Annotated in this window: 20 protein-coding genes; 14 read left to right on the forward strand and 6 right to left on the reverse strand. The window is 39.5% G+C overall.

Annotation, left to right across the window (positions count from 1 at the left end; translation table 11 throughout):
* Positions 1-383 precede the first annotated feature (383 nt).
* The gene (locus ABYD77_RS11875; RefSeq protein WP_372770120.1) at positions 384-1,160 is read right to left on the reverse strand and encodes a VOC family protein; all 777 of its coding nucleotides are present in this window, start codon (positions 1,158-1,160) and stop codon (positions 384-386) included.
* 119 nt (positions 1,161-1,279) lie between these two features.
* Complete coding sequence (locus ABYD77_RS11880; protein ID WP_372770122.1) at positions 1,280-3,139, reverse strand: methyl-accepting chemotaxis protein; 1,860 nt, start codon at positions 3,137-3,139, stop codon at positions 1,280-1,282.
* 478 nt (positions 3,140-3,617) lie between these two features.
* On the opposite strand from ABYD77_RS11880, the gene ABYD77_RS11885 reads away from it, so the two are divergent.
* Complete coding sequence (locus tag ABYD77_RS11885) at positions 3,618-4,214, forward strand: hypothetical protein (protein WP_372770156.1); 597 nt, start codon at positions 3,618-3,620, stop codon at positions 4,212-4,214.
* 2 nt (positions 4,215-4,216) lie between these two features.
* Here ABYD77_RS11885 and ABYD77_RS11890 read toward each other — a convergent pair whose 3' ends face one another.
* The 4 genes from ABYD77_RS11890 to ABYD77_RS11905 all read right to left on the reverse strand — a co-directional run bounded on the left by ABYD77_RS11890 (position 4,217) and on the right by ABYD77_RS11905 (position 7,036).
* Positions 4,217-4,549 carry a hypothetical protein gene (locus ABYD77_RS11890; RefSeq protein ID WP_372770124.1) on the reverse strand — a complete coding sequence of 111 codons (333 nt, stop codon included), beginning with the start codon at positions 4,547-4,549 and terminating at the stop codon, positions 4,217-4,219.
* A gap of 21 nt (positions 4,550-4,570) precedes the next feature.
* A complete protein-coding gene (locus tag ABYD77_RS11895; protein ID WP_372770126.1) occupies positions 4,571-5,305 on the reverse strand; it encodes an MBL fold metallo-hydrolase in 735 nt (244 codons plus the stop codon).
* Complete coding sequence (locus ABYD77_RS11900; protein ID WP_372770128.1) at positions 5,302-5,916, reverse strand: chemotaxis protein; 615 nt, start codon at positions 5,914-5,916, stop codon at positions 5,302-5,304. Before ABYD77_RS11900 ends, ABYD77_RS11895 begins: the two co-directional genes overlap by 4 nt.
* A gap of 283 nt (positions 5,917-6,199) precedes the next feature.
* A complete protein-coding gene (locus tag ABYD77_RS11905) occupies positions 6,200-7,036 on the reverse strand; it encodes an EamA family transporter (RefSeq protein ID WP_372770130.1) in 837 nt (278 codons plus the stop codon).
* Between the two features lie 77 nt (positions 7,037-7,113).
* On the opposite strand from ABYD77_RS11905, the gene ABYD77_RS11910 reads away from it, so the two are divergent.
* The 13 genes from ABYD77_RS11910 to ABYD77_RS11970 all read left to right on the forward strand — a co-directional run bounded on the left by ABYD77_RS11910 (position 7,114) and on the right by ABYD77_RS11970 (position 17,293).
* A complete protein-coding gene (locus ABYD77_RS11910; protein WP_372770132.1) occupies positions 7,114-7,668 on the forward strand; it encodes an LON peptidase substrate-binding domain-containing protein in 555 nt (184 codons plus the stop codon).
* 99 nt (positions 7,669-7,767) lie between these two features.
* Positions 7,768-8,358, forward strand: coding sequence for a sigma-70 family RNA polymerase sigma factor (locus tag ABYD77_RS11915; RefSeq protein WP_274763056.1), 591 nt, complete (start codon positions 7,768-7,770; stop codon positions 8,356-8,358).
* Positions 8,351-9,022: a ChrR family anti-sigma-E factor gene (locus ABYD77_RS11920; protein ID WP_372770134.1), complete on the forward strand. Its 672-nt coding sequence runs from the start codon at positions 8,351-8,353 to the stop codon at positions 9,020-9,022. Before ABYD77_RS11915 ends, ABYD77_RS11920 begins: the two co-directional genes overlap by 8 nt.
* An 8-nt stretch (positions 9,023-9,030) precedes the next feature.
* Entirely contained in the window at positions 9,031-9,987 is a 957-nt protein-coding gene (locus ABYD77_RS11925; RefSeq protein WP_372770136.1) for a YbgA family protein, read from the forward strand.
* On the forward strand, positions 9,988-11,391 hold the full coding sequence (locus ABYD77_RS11930) for a deoxyribodipyrimidine photo-lyase (RefSeq protein ID WP_372770138.1): 1,404 nt from the start codon (positions 9,988-9,990) through the stop codon (positions 11,389-11,391).
* Positions 11,384-11,815 (forward strand): nuclear transport factor 2 family protein, encoded by a 432-nt coding sequence (locus ABYD77_RS11935; protein WP_372770140.1) that lies wholly within the window; start codon positions 11,384-11,386, stop codon positions 11,813-11,815. Before ABYD77_RS11930 ends, ABYD77_RS11935 begins: the two co-directional genes overlap by 8 nt.
* Positions 11,812-12,534, forward strand: coding sequence for an SDR family NAD(P)-dependent oxidoreductase (locus tag ABYD77_RS11940; RefSeq protein ID WP_372770142.1), 723 nt, complete (start codon positions 11,812-11,814; stop codon positions 12,532-12,534). Before ABYD77_RS11935 ends, ABYD77_RS11940 begins: the two co-directional genes overlap by 4 nt.
* A complete protein-coding gene (locus tag ABYD77_RS11945) occupies positions 12,534-13,784 on the forward strand; it encodes an NAD(P)/FAD-dependent oxidoreductase (protein ID WP_372770144.1) in 1,251 nt (416 codons plus the stop codon). Before ABYD77_RS11940 ends, ABYD77_RS11945 begins: the two co-directional genes overlap by 1 nt.
* A 2-nt stretch (positions 13,785-13,786) precedes the next feature.
* Positions 13,787-14,512: a DUF1365 domain-containing protein gene (locus tag ABYD77_RS11950; RefSeq protein ID WP_372770146.1), complete on the forward strand. Its 726-nt coding sequence runs from the start codon at positions 13,787-13,789 to the stop codon at positions 14,510-14,512.
* Positions 14,513-14,514: 2 nt separating this feature from the next.
* The gene (locus ABYD77_RS11955; protein WP_372770148.1) at positions 14,515-15,789 is read left to right on the forward strand and encodes a class I SAM-dependent methyltransferase; all 1,275 of its coding nucleotides are present in this window, start codon (positions 14,515-14,517) and stop codon (positions 15,787-15,789) included.
* The gene (locus ABYD77_RS11960; RefSeq protein ID WP_372770150.1) at positions 15,764-16,264 is read left to right on the forward strand and encodes a DUF2878 domain-containing protein; all 501 of its coding nucleotides are present in this window, start codon (positions 15,764-15,766) and stop codon (positions 16,262-16,264) included. Before ABYD77_RS11955 ends, ABYD77_RS11960 begins: the two co-directional genes overlap by 26 nt.
* A gap of 13 nt (positions 16,265-16,277) precedes the next feature.
* Positions 16,278-16,775, forward strand: coding sequence for a chalcone isomerase family protein (locus tag ABYD77_RS11965; RefSeq protein WP_372770152.1), 498 nt, complete (start codon positions 16,278-16,280; stop codon positions 16,773-16,775).
* Positions 16,772-17,293 carry a DUF3833 domain-containing protein gene (locus ABYD77_RS11970; RefSeq protein ID WP_372770154.1) on the forward strand — a complete coding sequence of 174 codons (522 nt, stop codon included), beginning with the start codon at positions 16,772-16,774 and terminating at the stop codon, positions 17,291-17,293. The genes ABYD77_RS11965 and ABYD77_RS11970 overlap by 4 nt, the downstream gene beginning before the upstream one ends.
* Positions 17,294-17,400: the final 107 nt, after the last annotated feature.

Here is a 17,400-nt window from a genome sequence, read left to right on the forward strand (position 1 = left end):
CCCAATAAAAAAGATGAAGGGTCAGTTGAACTTTTAAGTTCCTTTTTGCAGCAGTTTGATTGGGTTTTATACAAGGCAGAGGCTGCGTGGCATAGTATTCTATGTAAGTCAGCCGTCAAAGACTTTGTGCTCCTGCAAAGTCACCTTACCCCACATCCTTGCGGGGCAACACAGTAGAAAGCCAATCAAGCGCTGCCGAACGGTTCTTTTGAGCGCGCTTTTCTCGTTGTTGCTCGATATTTGCTTAGATTACTAGGCTACACATCGAGCGCCGCGATAAAAACACGCTCAAAAAAACAAAAATTGAACTACAAAGATCAACAGACCCTATAGAAATGGTATCTTTTTGATTAAATACAAGCTTTAGTATTTTTGTTGCTTAGCTATACCTCAATTACAGAGAAAAAGCCCCCTTGGGGATCGGTAATCACACTAAAACGACCGACATTAGGAATATCAGTTGCTGGTACACATACTGTGCCACCAAGTTCAGTAACTCGTGCTAAAGTCGCATCGCAGTTATCAACTTGGAAATACGTCATCCAATGAGCCGGCATATCGCCCCACTCCTCATTCATTTCAAGCATGCCCGCAACTTGCTCATCACCAACATTAAAAATGGTGTAAGGCATGCCATCCATATCTTCAATCTTGTACTGCCAACCAAAAACGGATGAATAAAATTCGCGACTTGCAGCAGCATCTTTTGAAGCAAGTTCATTCCAACAGACGCTACGCGCTTCATTTTTAATTTGTGAACCACAATGTTGATTGCTTTGCCATATCGCAAACATTGCGCCATTTGGTTCAAAGAACATCGCCATGCGACCTGCATCCATTACATCATGGGGACCTGCAATCACTTCAGCACCAGCTTGTATTGCTTTTGCTAATGTTTCATCAACACTGTCAACAGCAATGTAGTTTAACCAATGGCTGGGTACCTTATTATCAATGCGTTCTTTTTCCATTTGATACATGGCACCGATATCCTTACCGTTTAACTGCAGCATAGTATAAAACAAATCTTCCCCAATTGGCTGATCGTCAAAGGTCCAATCAAACAATGAAGTATAAAATGCCTTAGCAGATGCCCAGTCTTGTGAGCATAATTCTGTCCAACAAAATGTGCCGGCTTGATGTTTGGTGTAACTCGCCATGTGTGTTTCCTTATTATTTACACTCGCTGTTCTAAAGTTAACCAACTTTGCTTAAATAGCAATAAAAAAAGCGAAGTTATACAAAAACTTCGCCATTAGTTTCAAGGGGTTGTTTGTAATTAAATTTTAAACCACTTAATCGCGTTATCAAGCTCGTCGGCTTGATGCGATACCTGGTGTGATGCTTCAGCATTGGCAACAGAGCAATCAGCTAACTCATCTGCATAATCACTGATTTGTACGATATTTTGATTGATCTCTTGAGCCACGGTCGATTGTTGTTCAACTGCAACAGCTATCGTTGATGTCATTTCAGAAATCTCTTGAATATCGGCAATGATTTCAGCAAATGCTTGACCGGCTTTATCGGTTTGCTCTGCTGTTTGTAACCCTTGAGATTTACACAGCTCAATACTCTCTACTATATTCGCAGTGCTAGACTGTAGATCAGTAATAATCTGGGTAATTTCTTGAGTCGATTCTTGTGTTTTGACAGCGAGTGAACGCACTTCATCAGCTACTACCGCAAAACCTCGCCCTTGTTCACCTGCACGTGCAGCCTCAATTGCCGCATTTAATGCCAGTAAGTTAGTTTGCTCAGCAATACCGCGAATAACTTCCATTACCGCATTAATTGCATTGCTCTTTTCACGCAGTAAATTGACTTGCTCAGCCGATTCAACAAGCTGATTGCTAAGCACAGTCATTTGTTCAACGGTCGCTTCAATTTGCCCTTGCCCATTTGTCGCGTTTTGTGAAACCGTATCAACACGGTTTGATGTCGTTTCCGCGTTAATAGCAATATCATGTGCTACTGCCCCCATCTCTGTAACGGCACTAGCAACTGTTTCTACTTCTGATTTTTGCTTCATTAATTGCTGACCACTTGATTCAACAACTTGAGCAACACGTGTTGACTCCGTATTCACAATCTCAACCGAAAGTTGGATAGTTTGCAGGACAGATAAGAATTTCCCCATTAACCCATTTACACTATCAGCTAACATTGCCAACTCATCTTGACCATGCTTTCGCACTTTAATTGAGAGATCGCCTGAGTGTGCAATACGATCAATATCTCTAATCACACTATCAATGGAAGTCGTTATTGAACGAATAATCGTAAATAAGAAGCCAACTAGTGCAAATGCCAATATTAGGCTTGATGCAATTTGTTGTATTTTAGCATCTGAATACACATCTTCTTGAATGGCTGTTAATTCTTCGCCAAGTAATTGTAATGTTTGCTTCAATTTGTCTTCGGTTTCAGAAACATCGCTCTTTAAACCTGTGGGTTGATTAAAGCCGATCGCTAAGTAACGTTCCGATGCTTTCAAAAATGCATTTTGATACTGTTTTAGTAAAGTTATTAACCCTCTCTCATTACTTGCAAATAAGAGTTTCTCCAGTTCATCAACCGTTTTATTGATGCGCGTAATATATTTTTTATCACCACGCATAATAAAGTCTTTCTCACTGCGACGAAGCTGCAATATCATCACGCTTACATCAAGGCGATTGATTTGCTTTGCTTCTTCCTCTAACTTGTGAACCGCGCCTCGCAACTCTTTTCGAAAGCCTGCGTTTTGGTTATAACCATACTCTTTATACAATTCGTCTAATTTAACGAAATCTTGCTGTAAAGCAGTCAAATTTCGTTGCGTATCATTAAGCGCATTAGAATTAACAGCAAAGCTTGCTAATTTTTGTTGTAATTTATTGAGTGCAATTTTGGCCTCACCGACACGATAGACCAATTCTTGTCGGAACTCAGGTGCTGGTTTTTCTAAAAACTTAACCTCAATACGCAATGTATCTGCGACAGCCCGCTCAGTAGCAATTAAATCTTCTGTAGCATCCACTAATACTTGCTTCTTCCCTGCAATGTAAACATTTAATAACGTGAGAGCAGCCATTGAAACCACCGCAACTCCAATTAGGATTTGCAACTTAGTTTTGATTTTGATGGCTTGAAACATTTATACCTCTTTACTTCTTTGACGGTGGGGGAATTGTATAAGACCTGATTAGACGATTTATTGTTCTAATGCATGTATGTTTTCGACAATTGGCCCAATAACTTTAGGAAATTATTAAGCTTTTCCTGGTAACACCTATTTAATACCCAAAAAAGATACAAAACAACACGATTTAGAAAAAATACTTTACTCTCAGTAAGATATGTCGCATATGCAACAATATTCAAGTGATATCTGAGGTCTCAATAACAACATTTTATTCGCTTTCATCCGGTTTCAATCGCAAGGCACTGAATATTTAAGTAATTAGTGATATGCTGCTTGAGAAATACAATAATAAATATCGATTCTGGATTGCTTTAATCCTCATCTCACAAACTTGATGAGCTAATACAGTCACACTTCCCTAGGCCTTCAACTCGTTATATGGAGTTTTACTATGAAAAGCACATTTTTTGCCGCTGCGCTGATGGCAACTATGTTTCCTTTTGCAGTTAATGCAGCAAGTAGTTCACAAAATCTTGGACCAGATGTCGTTAAACCCGCACCTAAAGTGAGCATTGCAAGCCATGATGCATTTTTTAATCGCCTCAAAGCACATTGCGGAAAAGCATATCAAGGTAAGGTTACCGTTGATAACCAAGATAATGGGGGATTTAGTGGCAAAAAATTGGTAATGCATGTGCGTAAATGCATTGATACTGAATTACAAATTCCATTTCATGTGGGCGAAGATGCGTCTCGCACTTGGATTATCACTAAAACTGGTTCAGGTTTAAGTTTGAAACACGACCACCGCATGAAAAATGGTGAGTATGATGTATCTACCATGTATGGCGGTCACACTATCGATGCTGGCTGGCAGCATGTGCAGTCTTTCCCTGCGGATCAATATTCAAAAGAGCTATTTGTGAAACAAGGTATTCCACAGTCAATCGGCAATACTTGGCAGATTTATATCTACCCTGAAAAATACACTTATCGTTTAGTAAGAGAAGGACGTGAGTTTAGAGTCGATTTTGATTTAACAAACCCCATAACTCCACCAGCGGCGCCATGGGGCTATAAAGACTAAGCCTAACAGGTTAGCTCAGCAACTAAAGGGCCTGGATTTGCTCTAGGCTCAGTTGGAAACTTCTCAAACTCTTGCACGCCAGATAATAACTTCAAATTAAATTCATCGCTTTTACAAAGCTGCGCGCTATGACGTAATAAAAAGACCGATTGTTTTGCAAACTCTTGATAACTGCCCTCCCGAATAGACAACTTATATTTGTTTGCTGCTAACTGTGTTTGGCGATAGTGAATTTTATGGTCAAAGTCATATAACGCTTGTTGTTTACCCTGTTCAGTTGCAACTAACGCCAACGGCGTGAAAAGCACTACACGGCAAAGTAATTTCAGTAACATAACTTTTCCTTTATTAACACGTTACGAATTCACTATACCAACTTCTAAATTATCAAACCACTCAAGAAACTCCTGCACCGCCTCGCCTTTAAAAATTCGTCCATGCTGAGGTGCCATCATATCAATTTCTAACTCACGCACGCGTGCAATCCAGTTTTTCTTGGCACTGTTAGAGGGCATCCAACGCTGATGAAAATAGCGCATTTTATCGGCATGACGTGCGAAGTCTTCAACAAACATCGGAGCTCCGGGCTCTTCTAATGCAGCACCAACATCACCACTCATTAAGATTTTAGCCTCAGGATCATAAACATGAAAATTACCTGATGAATGTAAAAAATGAGCCGGAATAAATCGAAAAGTCACTGAATCCAAGCGTAGCTCTTGTCCTTCATCAGGAATAGCTTTGTATTCAATGTTATCCATGCCGAAATGGCGTATAAACCCCTCCCAAAGCCAAGGTGCATATAATTTTGCATTTGGTACGGTTTTATCCCACAACCCCAAGGAGGAAATAATGTCAGGGTCTTGGTGTGATGCAAATAAAGTGGTCACTTTTTCAAGTTCAGTATGGCTCAATATACCAGCTAACATTGCTGAAAATAGTTCAATACCACCAGGATCTAACAACATAGTTTGCTGATTGGTATTAATCATGTACTGGTTAGTATCTATTATTTTTTCGGACTTATCCTGATCGCGGCCAAATACGATCCATTTGTGATGTTTACCCTGATACAAATCCGTCGATTTCATTTAAATACCCTTTCTAATTCATCGAGTGTATGAAGATTAGTGTCAATTGCACCTTTTATACGCATCGCTGCGGAGCTGATATAGTCTGAAACTGACTCTAAACTCGCGCAAAACTCGCCCGCTTGAGAAGCTTCAACCCTCGATGTCACAGCGATATATTCTGCCGCGCGCATTTGCTGCTCAATTTCTTCAAATTGCCATTGTAGGTTTTGTAATTCATGCTTAAGTGCAAGCATGGTATCTTTGACGTGGCTTGTTGCCACTCCATATAACTTTTTACTTTCCGAATGGCCTAATATTGTTAGACTTTTTGCTAAATGCTGTTCAAACTGACTTGCACGCAAATGCTGCAGTGCCAACTTAAACAATTGACTTGCATGCAAATTAATATGTTCTGTGGTTTGAATTGTACGGCCAGAGAATTCATTAATAAAATTGGTGATCGATTTGAAACCCAATGCGGCCTCGCCAGCACGAATCGCAACCACGCGCGCATTTTTAGAGGTCAAGGATAAACTTTTTGCTTCAAGCAAAATTACTTCCAGTTGCGCAACGATAGTTGCAACTGTTACAAAGCACTTTATTTCAGGAACTTTTCTGATTCTATCCATAGAGATCTTTTACGCTAAAATTAGTACTTTCAACTATAGGAAATAAAACAGAAATTTGCCGATTTTTTGTATAAATTATTGCTATATACAGCGAACACGGCATAGTTAAAACTATTTAGACATAAAAAAGGCTCACAGGGATGTGAGCCGAAAGTGCATCATCAACAACTAATGCTTCAGGGAAATATCTAACAAGAAAACTAATTCTTGTAATTGAGTAGACTTGCCTGATAAAACTTAGTTCAAAAAAATCTAAATTAATTTTAAAAATGTTTTTAAGTAGCTAATTTATTTGGCTAAATGCAAGCACTGAAAAAATGATAACTACACCATACAAGTAATGATGACGTTCAAGCTGTTCGTGTAAAAACACACGTCCAATCACCATGGCTGAAATAATACCAATTGCACGCTTAACTGCTTCAACTGTGCTGGCATCCAAATAACGCAGTGCATTAAATTGCAATAACACAGCGGCAGAAAAGCCGATTAAACCAAGCAACCAAAAACGGTTATGCATTTTTGAGAAAGTAATAGCGGAACGATTAAATAAGAGCGCAATTAATAAAACGCACACCATAATCACATTGACCCAAAGCGCATGAAAGCTAACGTGGGAAAATTGCAGTACATACTGGTCTACACAGATGCAGGCCCCCCAACTGAAGGTTGCCAATAACATAAAACCGGAGCCTGGCTCACTTACTTTAAAGCCATCGCCTAACAACCTGAAGGTAGCAAAAACACAGATCGCAATAACCACATACGCCAACCAAGGCAAGATCACAGAGAAAAACAGTACATTAATCAAAGCAGCCACGAGCGGAGTGAGCGACAGTACCGGTAATAAAACTGAAAATCGCCCGCGACCTAAGGCTGCAATAAACGACACCGCGCCAATAGCAGCTAAAACTCCACTAATACTCGCCAAACCATAATAAGCCTGTGCAACTGGTAAGACAGCACCCGAAATAAGCCAATAGAGCAGATAAATAGGCAGTGTTACTACACTAAAAACCGCCCCAACAAGCAGAGGATGATGTGTTTCAACTAAATGTTTACGGCAAATATCAAACAGCACCCACGCCAAACTTGCTAACAACAAAAACAACCAAGACAAAGTATATCTCCTAAGGGATGGATCTTTTTTAGCAACATTACGTATAAGCTTATTATGTTGTTCAAAATAAGCTACTTATGAATCTACCTGTATTTCCATTGCCAATTTTTTTGTTACCAAATGGGGTTACACGGTTACGTATATTCGAACCGCGTTATCTAAAAATGGTGTCAATTGCCTGTCAACAAAATGGTTTTGTGTTATGCGTTTATGATCACAAGGCTGAGCTGAACACGCCACCGTGGGGAGCATGGGTTGATATTATTAACTTTAGCCAAGAAGGTGAACTGTTACATATTGATATCAAAGCTAAGAGTTTAGTTAGTCTGGAAAACATTACCATGGATGAAGATCAATTACGTTTCGCCGATTGTTTTGAGATCCCCCATTGGCCAACACAGCACAAGCAACCACATCACGCGCAATTAGCTACAAAACTACAGCACGTGTTTGAAGAATATCCAGATCAAGGGGCACTTTATCCTGAACCAAATTTTGACGATATAAATTGGGTCTGTGCCCGTTTTTTAGAAATTTTGCCACTGTCGTTTGAGAAAAAACAACTGTTTACAAAAGCAGATAGCTTTGCAAAGGCAGATGATTTTTTAAAAACGATTATTTTAGGTCAATAAATTGATCGCTTTTATCGCCCCTACCGTAATGGCTACTATCGATTTTATTGTCAGAGCGCTATGATGATATCAACAACAACCAATAACTACCGATCTTCGATGAAGCAAAACGCAAGTTTAGATGGGCAAGAAATTGACAGCAAGACCTTGTCAGGCTGGCTAAATGATATAGCTGAAAAGCGTGATAAACGCGCATTTGCGAGCATATTTAAATGGTTTTCACCAAAAATTATCGGCTTCGGCCGCAAGCAGTTTAATAACCCTGCACTTGCATCCGAATTGTTACAAGAAACAATGACGAATGTGTGGCGTAAAGCACATCTATACAACAGCGAAAAAGGCGCCGCAACCACTTGGGTTTACACTGTAATGCGCAACATAAGCTTTGACATGTTACGTAAAATGCAAGCCAACCACGAAGATACCCTTAGTGATGATATCTGGCCACTTGCAGAAGCACAAAACTCTGATGAGCATGTTTTTGCAGACCATTTAATGGACAAGCAAATAGCGCAGTATTTAAATCAACTACCTGACAATCAAAAACAGATTGTGCAAGGCGTATATTTTCAAGATTTATCGCAAGAGCAACTCGCTAAAAATTTAAATATCCCACTCGGAACAGTTAAGTCCCGTTTGCGTTTAGCACTTACTAAATTGAGACAGCACATAGGAGCAGATAATGATTAAGCATCACCCACAACTTTCCCTGCTCAAAACCTATTGTGCAGGTGAACTACCAGCCTCTATTTCTGTGATTATTGCTGCGCACATTGAGCTTTGCCCACATTGCCAGCAACAAGTTGAAGCGCTTACTGCAAAGGCTGCTAAAGACACATTCACTTACGCTTATATTGAAGATGAAGCCGAGCAAAGCCAATTTGCTGAAATTGACTTTGCTAGCATGATTGACGATATCACTTTAGACGATGGCATCGACGAAATTAAAGTGGCTCAGCCAATCGAGTTATCGCTCAATCAAAATACATTTTATTTGCCTCAAGTACTTCGCAATCTTGAGCTAAGCAGCTGGGCAAGTTTAGGTAAATTATCGCGCTCTCGCGTGACTTTAGAAGACGCCAATCTTCACACTAGCTTATTGCACATTGATGCCGATGGCTCTGTTCCAGAACATACGCACAATGGTTTTGAAATTACACTATTATTAGAAGGTAGTTTTAAAGACGAAATGGGCGAATACACCAAAGGCGACTTTATTTGGTTGGATGGTAAACACACTCACAACCCAATCACTGAGCATGGTTGCCTATGTTTAACCGTTTCAAGCGACTCCTTGCACTTTACGCAGGGCTTAAGCAAATTGCTAAATCCTATCGGTAAATTTATTTACTAGGAGGTTGTATGGTTGCAGATAAGGATAAAATTATTATTGGCATTAGCGCCTGTTTAACAGGGGAGCAAGTGCGTTTTGATAAAAGCCATAAAAAGTCTGACTTTTGCGTGAACCAACTGGGCAAATTCGTGGAGTATCAAAAGTTTTGCCCCGAGGTTGCCGTTGGATTGCCAGTACCAAGGCCAACCATTAGACAAATAAAACGCGAAGATATGATCCACGTTTCACGCCCTGATGGAACTATGGATGTTACTCACGAAATGAACGAATACGCATTCAAAGCAGCGAGTAAAATGGCAAATCTAAGCGGTTTTGTATTTATGAAAGGCAGTCCAAGCTGTGGCATGGAGCGTGTTAAAGTATATTACGAACACGGTAAAGGTTGTGAGCACGACGGCGTAGGGTTATTTGCAAAACAGGTTATGGCACTTAATCCAAATTTACCTTGTGAAGAAAATGGACGCTTAAACGATATTCACCTACGTGAAAACTTTGTATTGCGTGTATTCACTTACAAAAAGTGGCAAAACTTAGTAGCTTCAGGGCTTTCAAAACATAAACTAATTACCTTTCATAGCCAGCAAAAGTATCTAGTAATGAGTCATAATGTGGCCGCTTACAAAGCACTTGGTAACTTACTTGGTGAAAAGCATGATTTACCGGTTGAAGAGTTGGCGGATAAGTACATTTCAATGTTGATGCAAGCGCTTAAAAAGCCAGCATCTCGGAAAAATCATACGAATACCCTACAACATCTACAGGGGTATTTTAAAAAGCATCTTACCAAGCAAAATAAACAAGAGCTTAGTGAAAATATCATGGCTTACAATGAGGGTTTAGTACCGCTCATGGTGCCTTTAACCTTGATTAATCATCACTTACAAAACTATCCCAATGATTACTTAGCTAATCAGGCTTACCTAGACCCTTATCCGAAAGATTTAAGGCTCAGATACGGATTATAAATGAGTACACTTTACTGGATTCGACGGGATTTTCGTTTAGACGATAATCCCGCTTTATTTTATGCGATACAACAAAACTGCCAACATGCTGTATTTATAACCGCATATGATACTTGGCGTACACATAATCACTCAGGTATTCAAATTGATTTTATTGAGCGCCATTTAAATTGGTTTAGTGACGAGCTTGCAAAGTTAGGCATTAAAGTCACTGTAATTGAATGCAATACTTTTGATGAGCAGCGAGAAAAGCTAACACAATTTTGTCAGTCCATTGGGGCCTCTTCCGTGTTAGCAAATAGTGAGCCTGAGCTACGCGAAAAAGTGCGCGACACCAAACTAGCACAAACAATCAACCTCACGCTTTACGATGCAGATACGATTTTACCTTATGGTTCTGTGCTAAATAAACAAAGCGAAATGTTTAAGGTGTTTACCCCTTATAAAAAAGCTTGGTTGAATGTATTAAAACAACAAGGCTTTGAGCAAACATACCTTGCAGCAATTACTCCATCAAATAACGAGGTAACTCAGCAAAGTCAGTTTGCCTTCAACTACCAAAAGCAAGATTCCAGCAAATGGCCGTTAGCCCATGAATTTATGCAACATGTACTGCCGCGCTTTTTAACTGACAAAGTGACTGATTATGCAAATGATCGGGATTTCCCTGCTATTAAGGGCACAAGTGGTATTTCACCTTACCTAACCATTGGCGCAATTAGCCCTAAACGGGTTATTTATGATTTAACTTCTTATTATCCGCATATTTTAGAGGATATGAAAGCGCCAATTTTTACTTGGTTAAACGAGCTGATTTGGCGCGAGTTTTATCGCAACTTGCTACTGTCGTTTCCAAATTTAAATAAATTGCATGATTTCCAAACTAAGTTTAAAAAATTCGATTGGCCGGATCACCATGAAAAATTCAACGCTTGGTGCAATGCACAAACTGGCTTTCCGATTGTTGATGCAGCAATGCGACAACTTAAACAAACGGGTTGGATGCACAATCGCTTAAGGATGATTGTGGCAAGCTTCCTAACAAAGCATTTACTCGTTGATTGGCGTTTAGGTGAAGCCTTTTTTATGCAACACCTGATTGATGGCGATTTAGCGGCTAACAGTGGTGGCTGGCAATGGGCCGCAGGCACAGGGTGTGACGCTCAACCTTATTTCAGAATTTTTAACCCGATTGCACAAAGCGAAAAGTTTGATCCTGACGGTAGCTTTATCCGTAAGTACTTACCAGAGCTTGCGAATGTACCATTAAAGTACATTCATCAGCCCCAAACATATTTAGATTCTATTGGCGATAAATCTTATTGGCCACAACTTGTAGATTTGAAAGAAGCACGTTTACAAGCGTTAGATTACTACCTGAAAGAGTTAAACACAGATGAGTAACACACAACATATTGATGACTTTTTAGCTATGTACAACAAGTTGGATCGCGCCAACTTAGCTTTGCTAACTGAAATTTATCATCAAGATGTTGTGTTTATTGATCCTCTACATAGAATTGATGGATTACCCGCGCTCACCAAATACTTCTCTAATTTATACGAGAATCTCGATGCTGGTCGATTTGAAGTAACCAAGGTTCTAGAGCAAGAAAATACAGTAAGTCTTTATTGGACAATGTATTTTTCTCACAGCAAAATCAAAGCAGGTAAAGAAGTGTCATTTGACGGAAACAGCTACCTAGAATATCAAGATGGCAAAGTGATTTTTCACCGCGACTACTTCAATGCAGCCGACATGCTTTACCAACATATCCCTGTACTTGGTGGATTAATTAACCTCGTTAAAAAGCGTGCAACTGCATGAAAACAGTATTAATTACAGGTGCATCGTCAGGCATCGGCGAATCACTCGCAAAGTACTATGCACAGCAAGGTTTCAAGGTATTTGCATGTGGAAGAAACCAACAAAAATTAGATGCTTTATGTAATGAATTTAACCAAATTACCCCTCTTACTTTCGATTTAAATAACAAAACAGCAATTTTTAGCGCTTTAGATAAAAACATTAAGCTTGATCACATCATTCTTAATGCAGGAACCTGTGAATATATCGACAATGCAAAACAATTTGATGGCGATTTGTTTGCTCGCGTAATTAATACTAACCTTATTTCAGTAGGTTATTGTTTAGAAGCGTGGTTACCTCAGTTAAACTCAGGTGGTCAATTAGGGTTAATTAGTTCAAGTGCGGTATATGTACCACTTACCCGTGCAGAAGCTTACGGAACATCAAAGGCTGGAGTAAGTTACCTTGCTAAAACCCTGAGTATAGATTTGGCAAGCAGTAATATTGGTGTGAGCACAATTCATCCTGGGTTTGTTGAAACCCCGTTAACAAACAAAAATGATTTTCCTATGCCTAGTCGCATAACCAGTGAACAAGCAGCAAAAGCGATTTACCTTGGTATGAAACAAAAACGTTACGATATTCATTTTCCAAAACGTTTTACCTTAGTGCTTAAAACATTCGCACTTTTACCTTTTTTTATATGGCGCAAACTCGCAATAAGGATGATAAAATAATGAAAAGAATAGCCATTATTGGCAGCGGTATCTCGGGCCTTACCTGCGCTTATTTATTATCAAAAAAGTACGATATTACACTATTTGAAAAAAACGATTATATCGGTGGTCACACTGCTACAGTTGATATTGAACACAATGGCGAAAAACATGCGATTGATACCGGTTTTATCGTGTGTAACAACAAAACTTACCCAAATTTTTTAAAGCTTTTATCGCAAATAGGTGTTGCCTACAAAGACACTGAAATGAGCTTTAGTGTGCACAATGTGCAAAGCCAAATGGAATATAATGGCCATGGCCTAAATTCACTTTTTGCACAGCGCTCAAACATCTTCAAACCACGCTTTTGGTTATTAATTAAAGATATTTTACGTTTCAATAAACTGTGTAAACAGCTACATCAAACCGATATTGATCCAGCCCTTACCCTTGGTGATTTTTTAGATAAGCACGCTTTTAATGACTTTTTTTGTCAGCATTACATTTTACCAATGGGTGCGGCAATTTGGTCCACCAGCCTGCAAGAAATGCGTGATTTTGAGTTAAAGTTTTTTGTTCGCTTTTTTTATAATCATGGGCTTTTAAATATCAGCGACAGGCCACAATGGCATGTTATTAAAGGCGGCTCACGGGAATATGTGAAACCTCTAATCCGCAACTTTGCTGACAAAATTAAACTTAATACTGATATTAAGCAGGTATCTCGAAGCGATACTGGTATTTCAGTAGAATTTGCCGATGGTACAACACAACAATTTGATGACGTTATTTTTGCATGTCACTCAGATCAAGCTCTTGCGTTATTAACTGACGCAAATGAGCAAGAAAAAGCGGTGCTCGGTAGCATACCTTACAGCGAAAACGAAGTAGTGCTACATACCGACATCAATATGTTACCGAAAAGACAACTAGCATGGGCTAGCTGGAACTATCGTTTAGATAGCAACAACCCACGCCCTGCTGCGGTAACTTATAATATGAACATTTTGCAGGGCCTTAAAACAGACACCACCTTCTGTGTCACACTCAATCAAACAGACCAAATTGACCAAAGCAAAATTTTACGCACCTTTGTCTATCACCACCCAGTGTTTAATAAACAAAGTATGGCTGCGCAGCAGCAGCGAGATACTATTTGCGGCCAGAACAACACCCACTTTTGCGGTGCTTACTGGTATAACGGCTTTCATGAAGATGGTGTACGCAGTGCGCTTGATGTCGCTAAACGATTCGGCTGCGAGCTATAACTATGAACAGTGGCATTTACCGTGGTCAAGTTAGGCATCGTCGCTTTTCACCAAAGCAACATGCATTTAGCTACAACATGTATATGCTTGCACTTGATTTAAATGAGCTAGACTTAGTTGCCAATAGCAGTGCTTTGTTTAGCTTAAAAAAATTTGCTCCGATCAGTTTTTTTGAAAGCGATTATGTAAAAGGTGAACCGGGCAACTTAAAGCAACGTATTGCTACTAAAGTTACACAGTTAGGTGGTAACTGGGATGGCACAAAAGTGATGTTTATGGGGCAATGCCGAAATTTTGGTATTTATTTTAGCCCTGCAAATTTCTTCTTTTGTTACGACAGTAATGATGAATGCAACATCATGCTGGTTGAGGTTTCAAACACACCTTGGTTAGAACGTCATTATTACTTAGTAGATATAACCCAACAGCAAAGAACGGATAAAACGTTTCATGTTTCACCCTTTATGGATTTAGATATGCAGTACGCTTGGCGTGTTAAAGCGCCAAATGACAAAGTACTTATTCATATCGAAAATCATAAAGCTGAAAAAGTGTTCGATGCCACAGTGGCACTATCACGTTGTGAATTTAATCGTTCTAATATGCTTAAAACGTGGTTAAACACACCTGCAATGACCTTAAAAGTAATTGCAGGTATTTATTGGCAAGCCCTTAAACTGTTTGCCAAACGCATCCCATTTATTGCGCACCCAAACGCGAGAGGATAATTATGGAGCAGCAAAGTACCAGCTCAGCGAGTCTCACTCAGGAAAGCGAATTATCGTGGTTCACATCACGTTGTCGTTCACTCGTTTTAGATGCACTTAATAAAATAGACAATGCCGGTTTAGAAATTGAAGAAAACGGGCAAATTACATTTCTTGGCAATGATAAAAGCGAACTACGTGGCAAATTGATTGTATTAGACCCAAGCCTTTATGTAGATTTTGTAAAAGGTGGCAGTATTGCCGCTGCTGAAGCTTATCTCGCAAAAAAATGGACATCACCTAATTTAACTGAATTAATTCGCGTTTTTGCGCGCTGCAGTAACACACTTGATCAAGTTGAAGCTAATAAATCATTCTTAACTAAAATTAAAAACTTTCTGTTCCACTGGGGTAATGCCAACACCCAATCAGGTTCAAAGAAAAACATTCTTGCTCACTATGATTTAGGCAACGAGCTCTACACCCGCTTTTTAGACAGCACCATGATGTATTCAAGTGCTATTTATTCAAATCAAGCAACCGACTTACATTCGGCGCAGCTTAACAAACTAAAAACCATTTGTGACAAACTTAAGCTTTCCCCTAGTGACCACCTGATTGAAATAGGTACGGGCTGGGGTGGCCTTGCTATTTTTGCTGCAAAAAATTATGGCTGCAAAGTCACAACCACAACCATTTCTGATGCACAGTACGAATATGCCGTTGAGCGAGTTAAAGAAGAAGGTTTAGAAGATAAAATAACCTTGCTTAAAAAAGATTATCGCTTACTAGAAGGCAAGTACGACAAACTGGTCTCCATTGAAATGATTGAAGCGGTTGGCCATAAATTTATGGCAGAGTTTTTTGCTAAGTGTAATAGCTTGCTTAAAGAGTCAGGGTTAATGCTGATCCAAGCGATCACCATTTTAGATGCCCGTTACGAACACTACCGCAATAATGTTGATTTTATTCAACGTTATATATTCCCGGGAGGTTGCTTACCGTCGAATGCCGTAATGAACCAACATATTGCAGAACAAACCAATATGATGATCGATAATGTTGAGGACATTGGCCTACATTATGCGCGTACCTTATATGATTGGCGTATGAAGTTCGATAATGCTTGGTCTGAGCTAACTCAATTTGGTTTTGATGAACAATTTAAGCGATTGTGGCATTTTTATTTATGCTATTGCGAAGGTGCGTTTATTGAGCGCGTAATCAGCACACATCAACTGGTAATGCGTAAGCCTCATTATCTTGATAAAGATGACCAACAAGTTCTGGCTTACTAACCTTGTTTTATTTCAGCTAGCTTGGTTTTGCTGTGCGCTACTCACAGCAAATGCCAACTGGCTGATCCCGCCGATTATTGCTCTTCACTTTTTTTTATCGCCATCAAAACGTGATGACGCAAAATTACTGCCGTTTGCCATTTTGGGCTGTGCTATAGATTTTGTGCTTTATCAACTGGAGATTATTAATTTCACAGCACAGCAATTTCCAATTTGGTTACTCGGTTTATGGGTCATGTTTGTACTTTCAGTAAATCACTCGCTTAGCTGGTTGAATAAGTGCAAGCATTGGCAAATCGCTATAATTGGTGCCTTTGGCGGTGCGCTTAGTTATCTCGGTGCACTAAAATTTTCAGCGATTACGACCTCTCTACCTCAAACATCATTGTTTTTAATATACGCGACTATCTGGGCATTTGTACTTCCGGCACTGATCGTTTTTCAAGGCAAATTCGTAGAATCAAAACACAATTAGCTGGACGTTAGCCATGTTAAAACAACTAGTATTTGCTGGCCTGCTGTTTGTACCAAGTGTGTTTGCAATTCAAACAAATCAACTTGTTAAATACGGTGAAGGCGAAATGAAAGTGCTCTTTTGGGAGCTTTATAAAGCTGAGTTATTTGGTGGTAAAAACGCCTATTCATTTGACGACAAACAGCTCGCGCTCAAAATTACTTACTACCGCGATATTGATAAAAACGACTTAATTGAAGCAACCGCAGACCAATGGCAACACATTGGTGTTACCCATCAAAATATACCTATGTGGTTAGATGAGCTTGCTACAATTTGGCCTAACATTAAAAAAAATGACATGCTGATTGTGACACGCAATGAAGACAACAGCGCAAGCTTTTTCAATAATGAGGGGTTGTTGGGTACAGTGAAAGATCCTGACTTTGGTGATGCCTTTTTAAATATTTGGTTATCGAACAAAACCACTCGCCCCAAATTGCGAGAAAAGCTGATTGGAGATGCAAAATGAAGCAATGGTTAGGGGTTATTTTTTCTATTTTCTTAGTTGCATGTTCAAGCCCAGACATTAACGATTACGCAAACACCACACCTACTCTCAAACTAGAAGAGTTTTTCGATGGCAAACTGAGTGCACACGGTATTGTACTTGACAGAAACGGTGCCCTTACTCGACGTTTTAGTGTTGATTTAGTTGGCTCATGGCAGGGCAATCAAGGAAAACTGGATGAATGGTTTGTTTATGACGATGGCGAAAAGCAAACTCGTACGTGGTACATAGAAAATCTTGGCAATGGCAATTATAAAGGCACTGCAAATGATGTGGTAGGTACTGCGATGGGCACAGCTAAAGGCTCTGCACTTTATTGGCGCTATCAATTGAAAATTAACTACCAAGGTGGGCCGCTCGAAGTAACCTTAGATGACTGGATGTTTTTAATAAATGAGAAACGCCTTATCAATCGCACCGACATCATTAAGTTTGGTTTTAAAGTGGGCGAAGTGATTCTCACCATAGAGAAAGAATAGTGTGTTTAACGGGCTTCATTATCATATTGAAGCTCTTTTATTACGCTGCTTTGCCTTGCTGTTGCTGAGATAAATCAACTACTTTTAAACTAGTTTGAATATCAGAC

The organism is Pseudoalteromonas sp. (assembly GCF_041629635.1).
Taxonomy (GTDB): Bacteria; Pseudomonadota; Gammaproteobacteria; order Enterobacterales; family Alteromonadaceae; genus Pseudoalteromonas.

Bases quoted from the DNA above. Each gene is read 5' to 3' on its own strand.
- ABYD77_RS11925 (WP_372770136.1), top strand. From the start codon at position 9,031: ATGGTTGCAGATAAGGATAAAATTATTATTGGCATTAGCGCCTGTTTA.
- ABYD77_RS11915 (WP_274763056.1), top strand. From the start codon at position 7,768: ATGAAGCAAAACGCAAGTTTAGATGGGCAAGAAATTGACAGCAAGACC.
- ABYD77_RS11970 (WP_372770154.1), top strand. From the start codon at position 16,772: ATGAAGCAATGGTTAGGGGTTATTTTTTCTATTTTCTTAGTTGCATGT.
- ABYD77_RS11910 (WP_372770132.1), top strand. From the start codon at position 7,114: ATGAATCTACCTGTATTTCCATTGCCAATTTTTTTGTTACCAAATGGG.
- ABYD77_RS11880 (WP_372770122.1), bottom strand. From the start codon at position 3,139: ATGTTTCAAGCCATCAAAATCAAAACTAAGTTGCAAATCCTAATTGGA.
- ABYD77_RS11885 (WP_372770156.1), top strand. From the start codon at position 3,618: ATGTTTCCTTTTGCAGTTAATGCAGCAAGTAGTTCACAAAATCTTGGA.
- ABYD77_RS11935 (WP_372770140.1), top strand. From the start codon at position 11,384: ATGAGTAACACACAACATATTGATGACTTTTTAGCTATGTACAACAAG.
- ABYD77_RS11895 (WP_372770126.1), bottom strand. From the start codon at position 5,305: ATGAAATCGACGGATTTGTATCAGGGTAAACATCACAAATGGATCGTA.
- ABYD77_RS11960 (WP_372770150.1), top strand. From the start codon at position 15,764: ATGACCAACAAGTTCTGGCTTACTAACCTTGTTTTATTTCAGCTAGCT.
- ABYD77_RS11890 (WP_372770124.1), bottom strand. From the start codon at position 4,549: ATGTTACTGAAATTACTTTGCCGTGTAGTGCTTTTCACGCCGTTGGCG.
- ABYD77_RS11965 (WP_372770152.1), top strand. From the start codon at position 16,278: ATGTTAAAACAACTAGTATTTGCTGGCCTGCTGTTTGTACCAAGTGTG.
- ABYD77_RS11940 (WP_372770142.1), top strand. From the start codon at position 11,812: ATGAAAACAGTATTAATTACAGGTGCATCGTCAGGCATCGGCGAATCA.
- ABYD77_RS11875 (WP_372770120.1), bottom strand. From the start codon at position 1,160: ATGGCGAGTTACACCAAACATCAAGCCGGCACATTTTGTTGGACAGAA.
- ABYD77_RS11900 (WP_372770128.1), bottom strand. From the start codon at position 5,916: ATGGATAGAATCAGAAAAGTTCCTGAAATAAAGTGCTTTGTAACAGTT.
- ABYD77_RS11955 (WP_372770148.1), top strand. From the start codon at position 14,515: ATGGAGCAGCAAAGTACCAGCTCAGCGAGTCTCACTCAGGAAAGCGAA.
- ABYD77_RS11920 (WP_372770134.1), top strand. From the start codon at position 8,351: ATGATTAAGCATCACCCACAACTTTCCCTGCTCAAAACCTATTGTGCA.
- ABYD77_RS11950 (WP_372770146.1), top strand. From the start codon at position 13,787: ATGAACAGTGGCATTTACCGTGGTCAAGTTAGGCATCGTCGCTTTTCA.
- ABYD77_RS11930 (WP_372770138.1), top strand. From the start codon at position 9,988: ATGAGTACACTTTACTGGATTCGACGGGATTTTCGTTTAGACGATAAT.
- ABYD77_RS11945 (WP_372770144.1), top strand. From the start codon at position 12,534: ATGAAAAGAATAGCCATTATTGGCAGCGGTATCTCGGGCCTTACCTGC.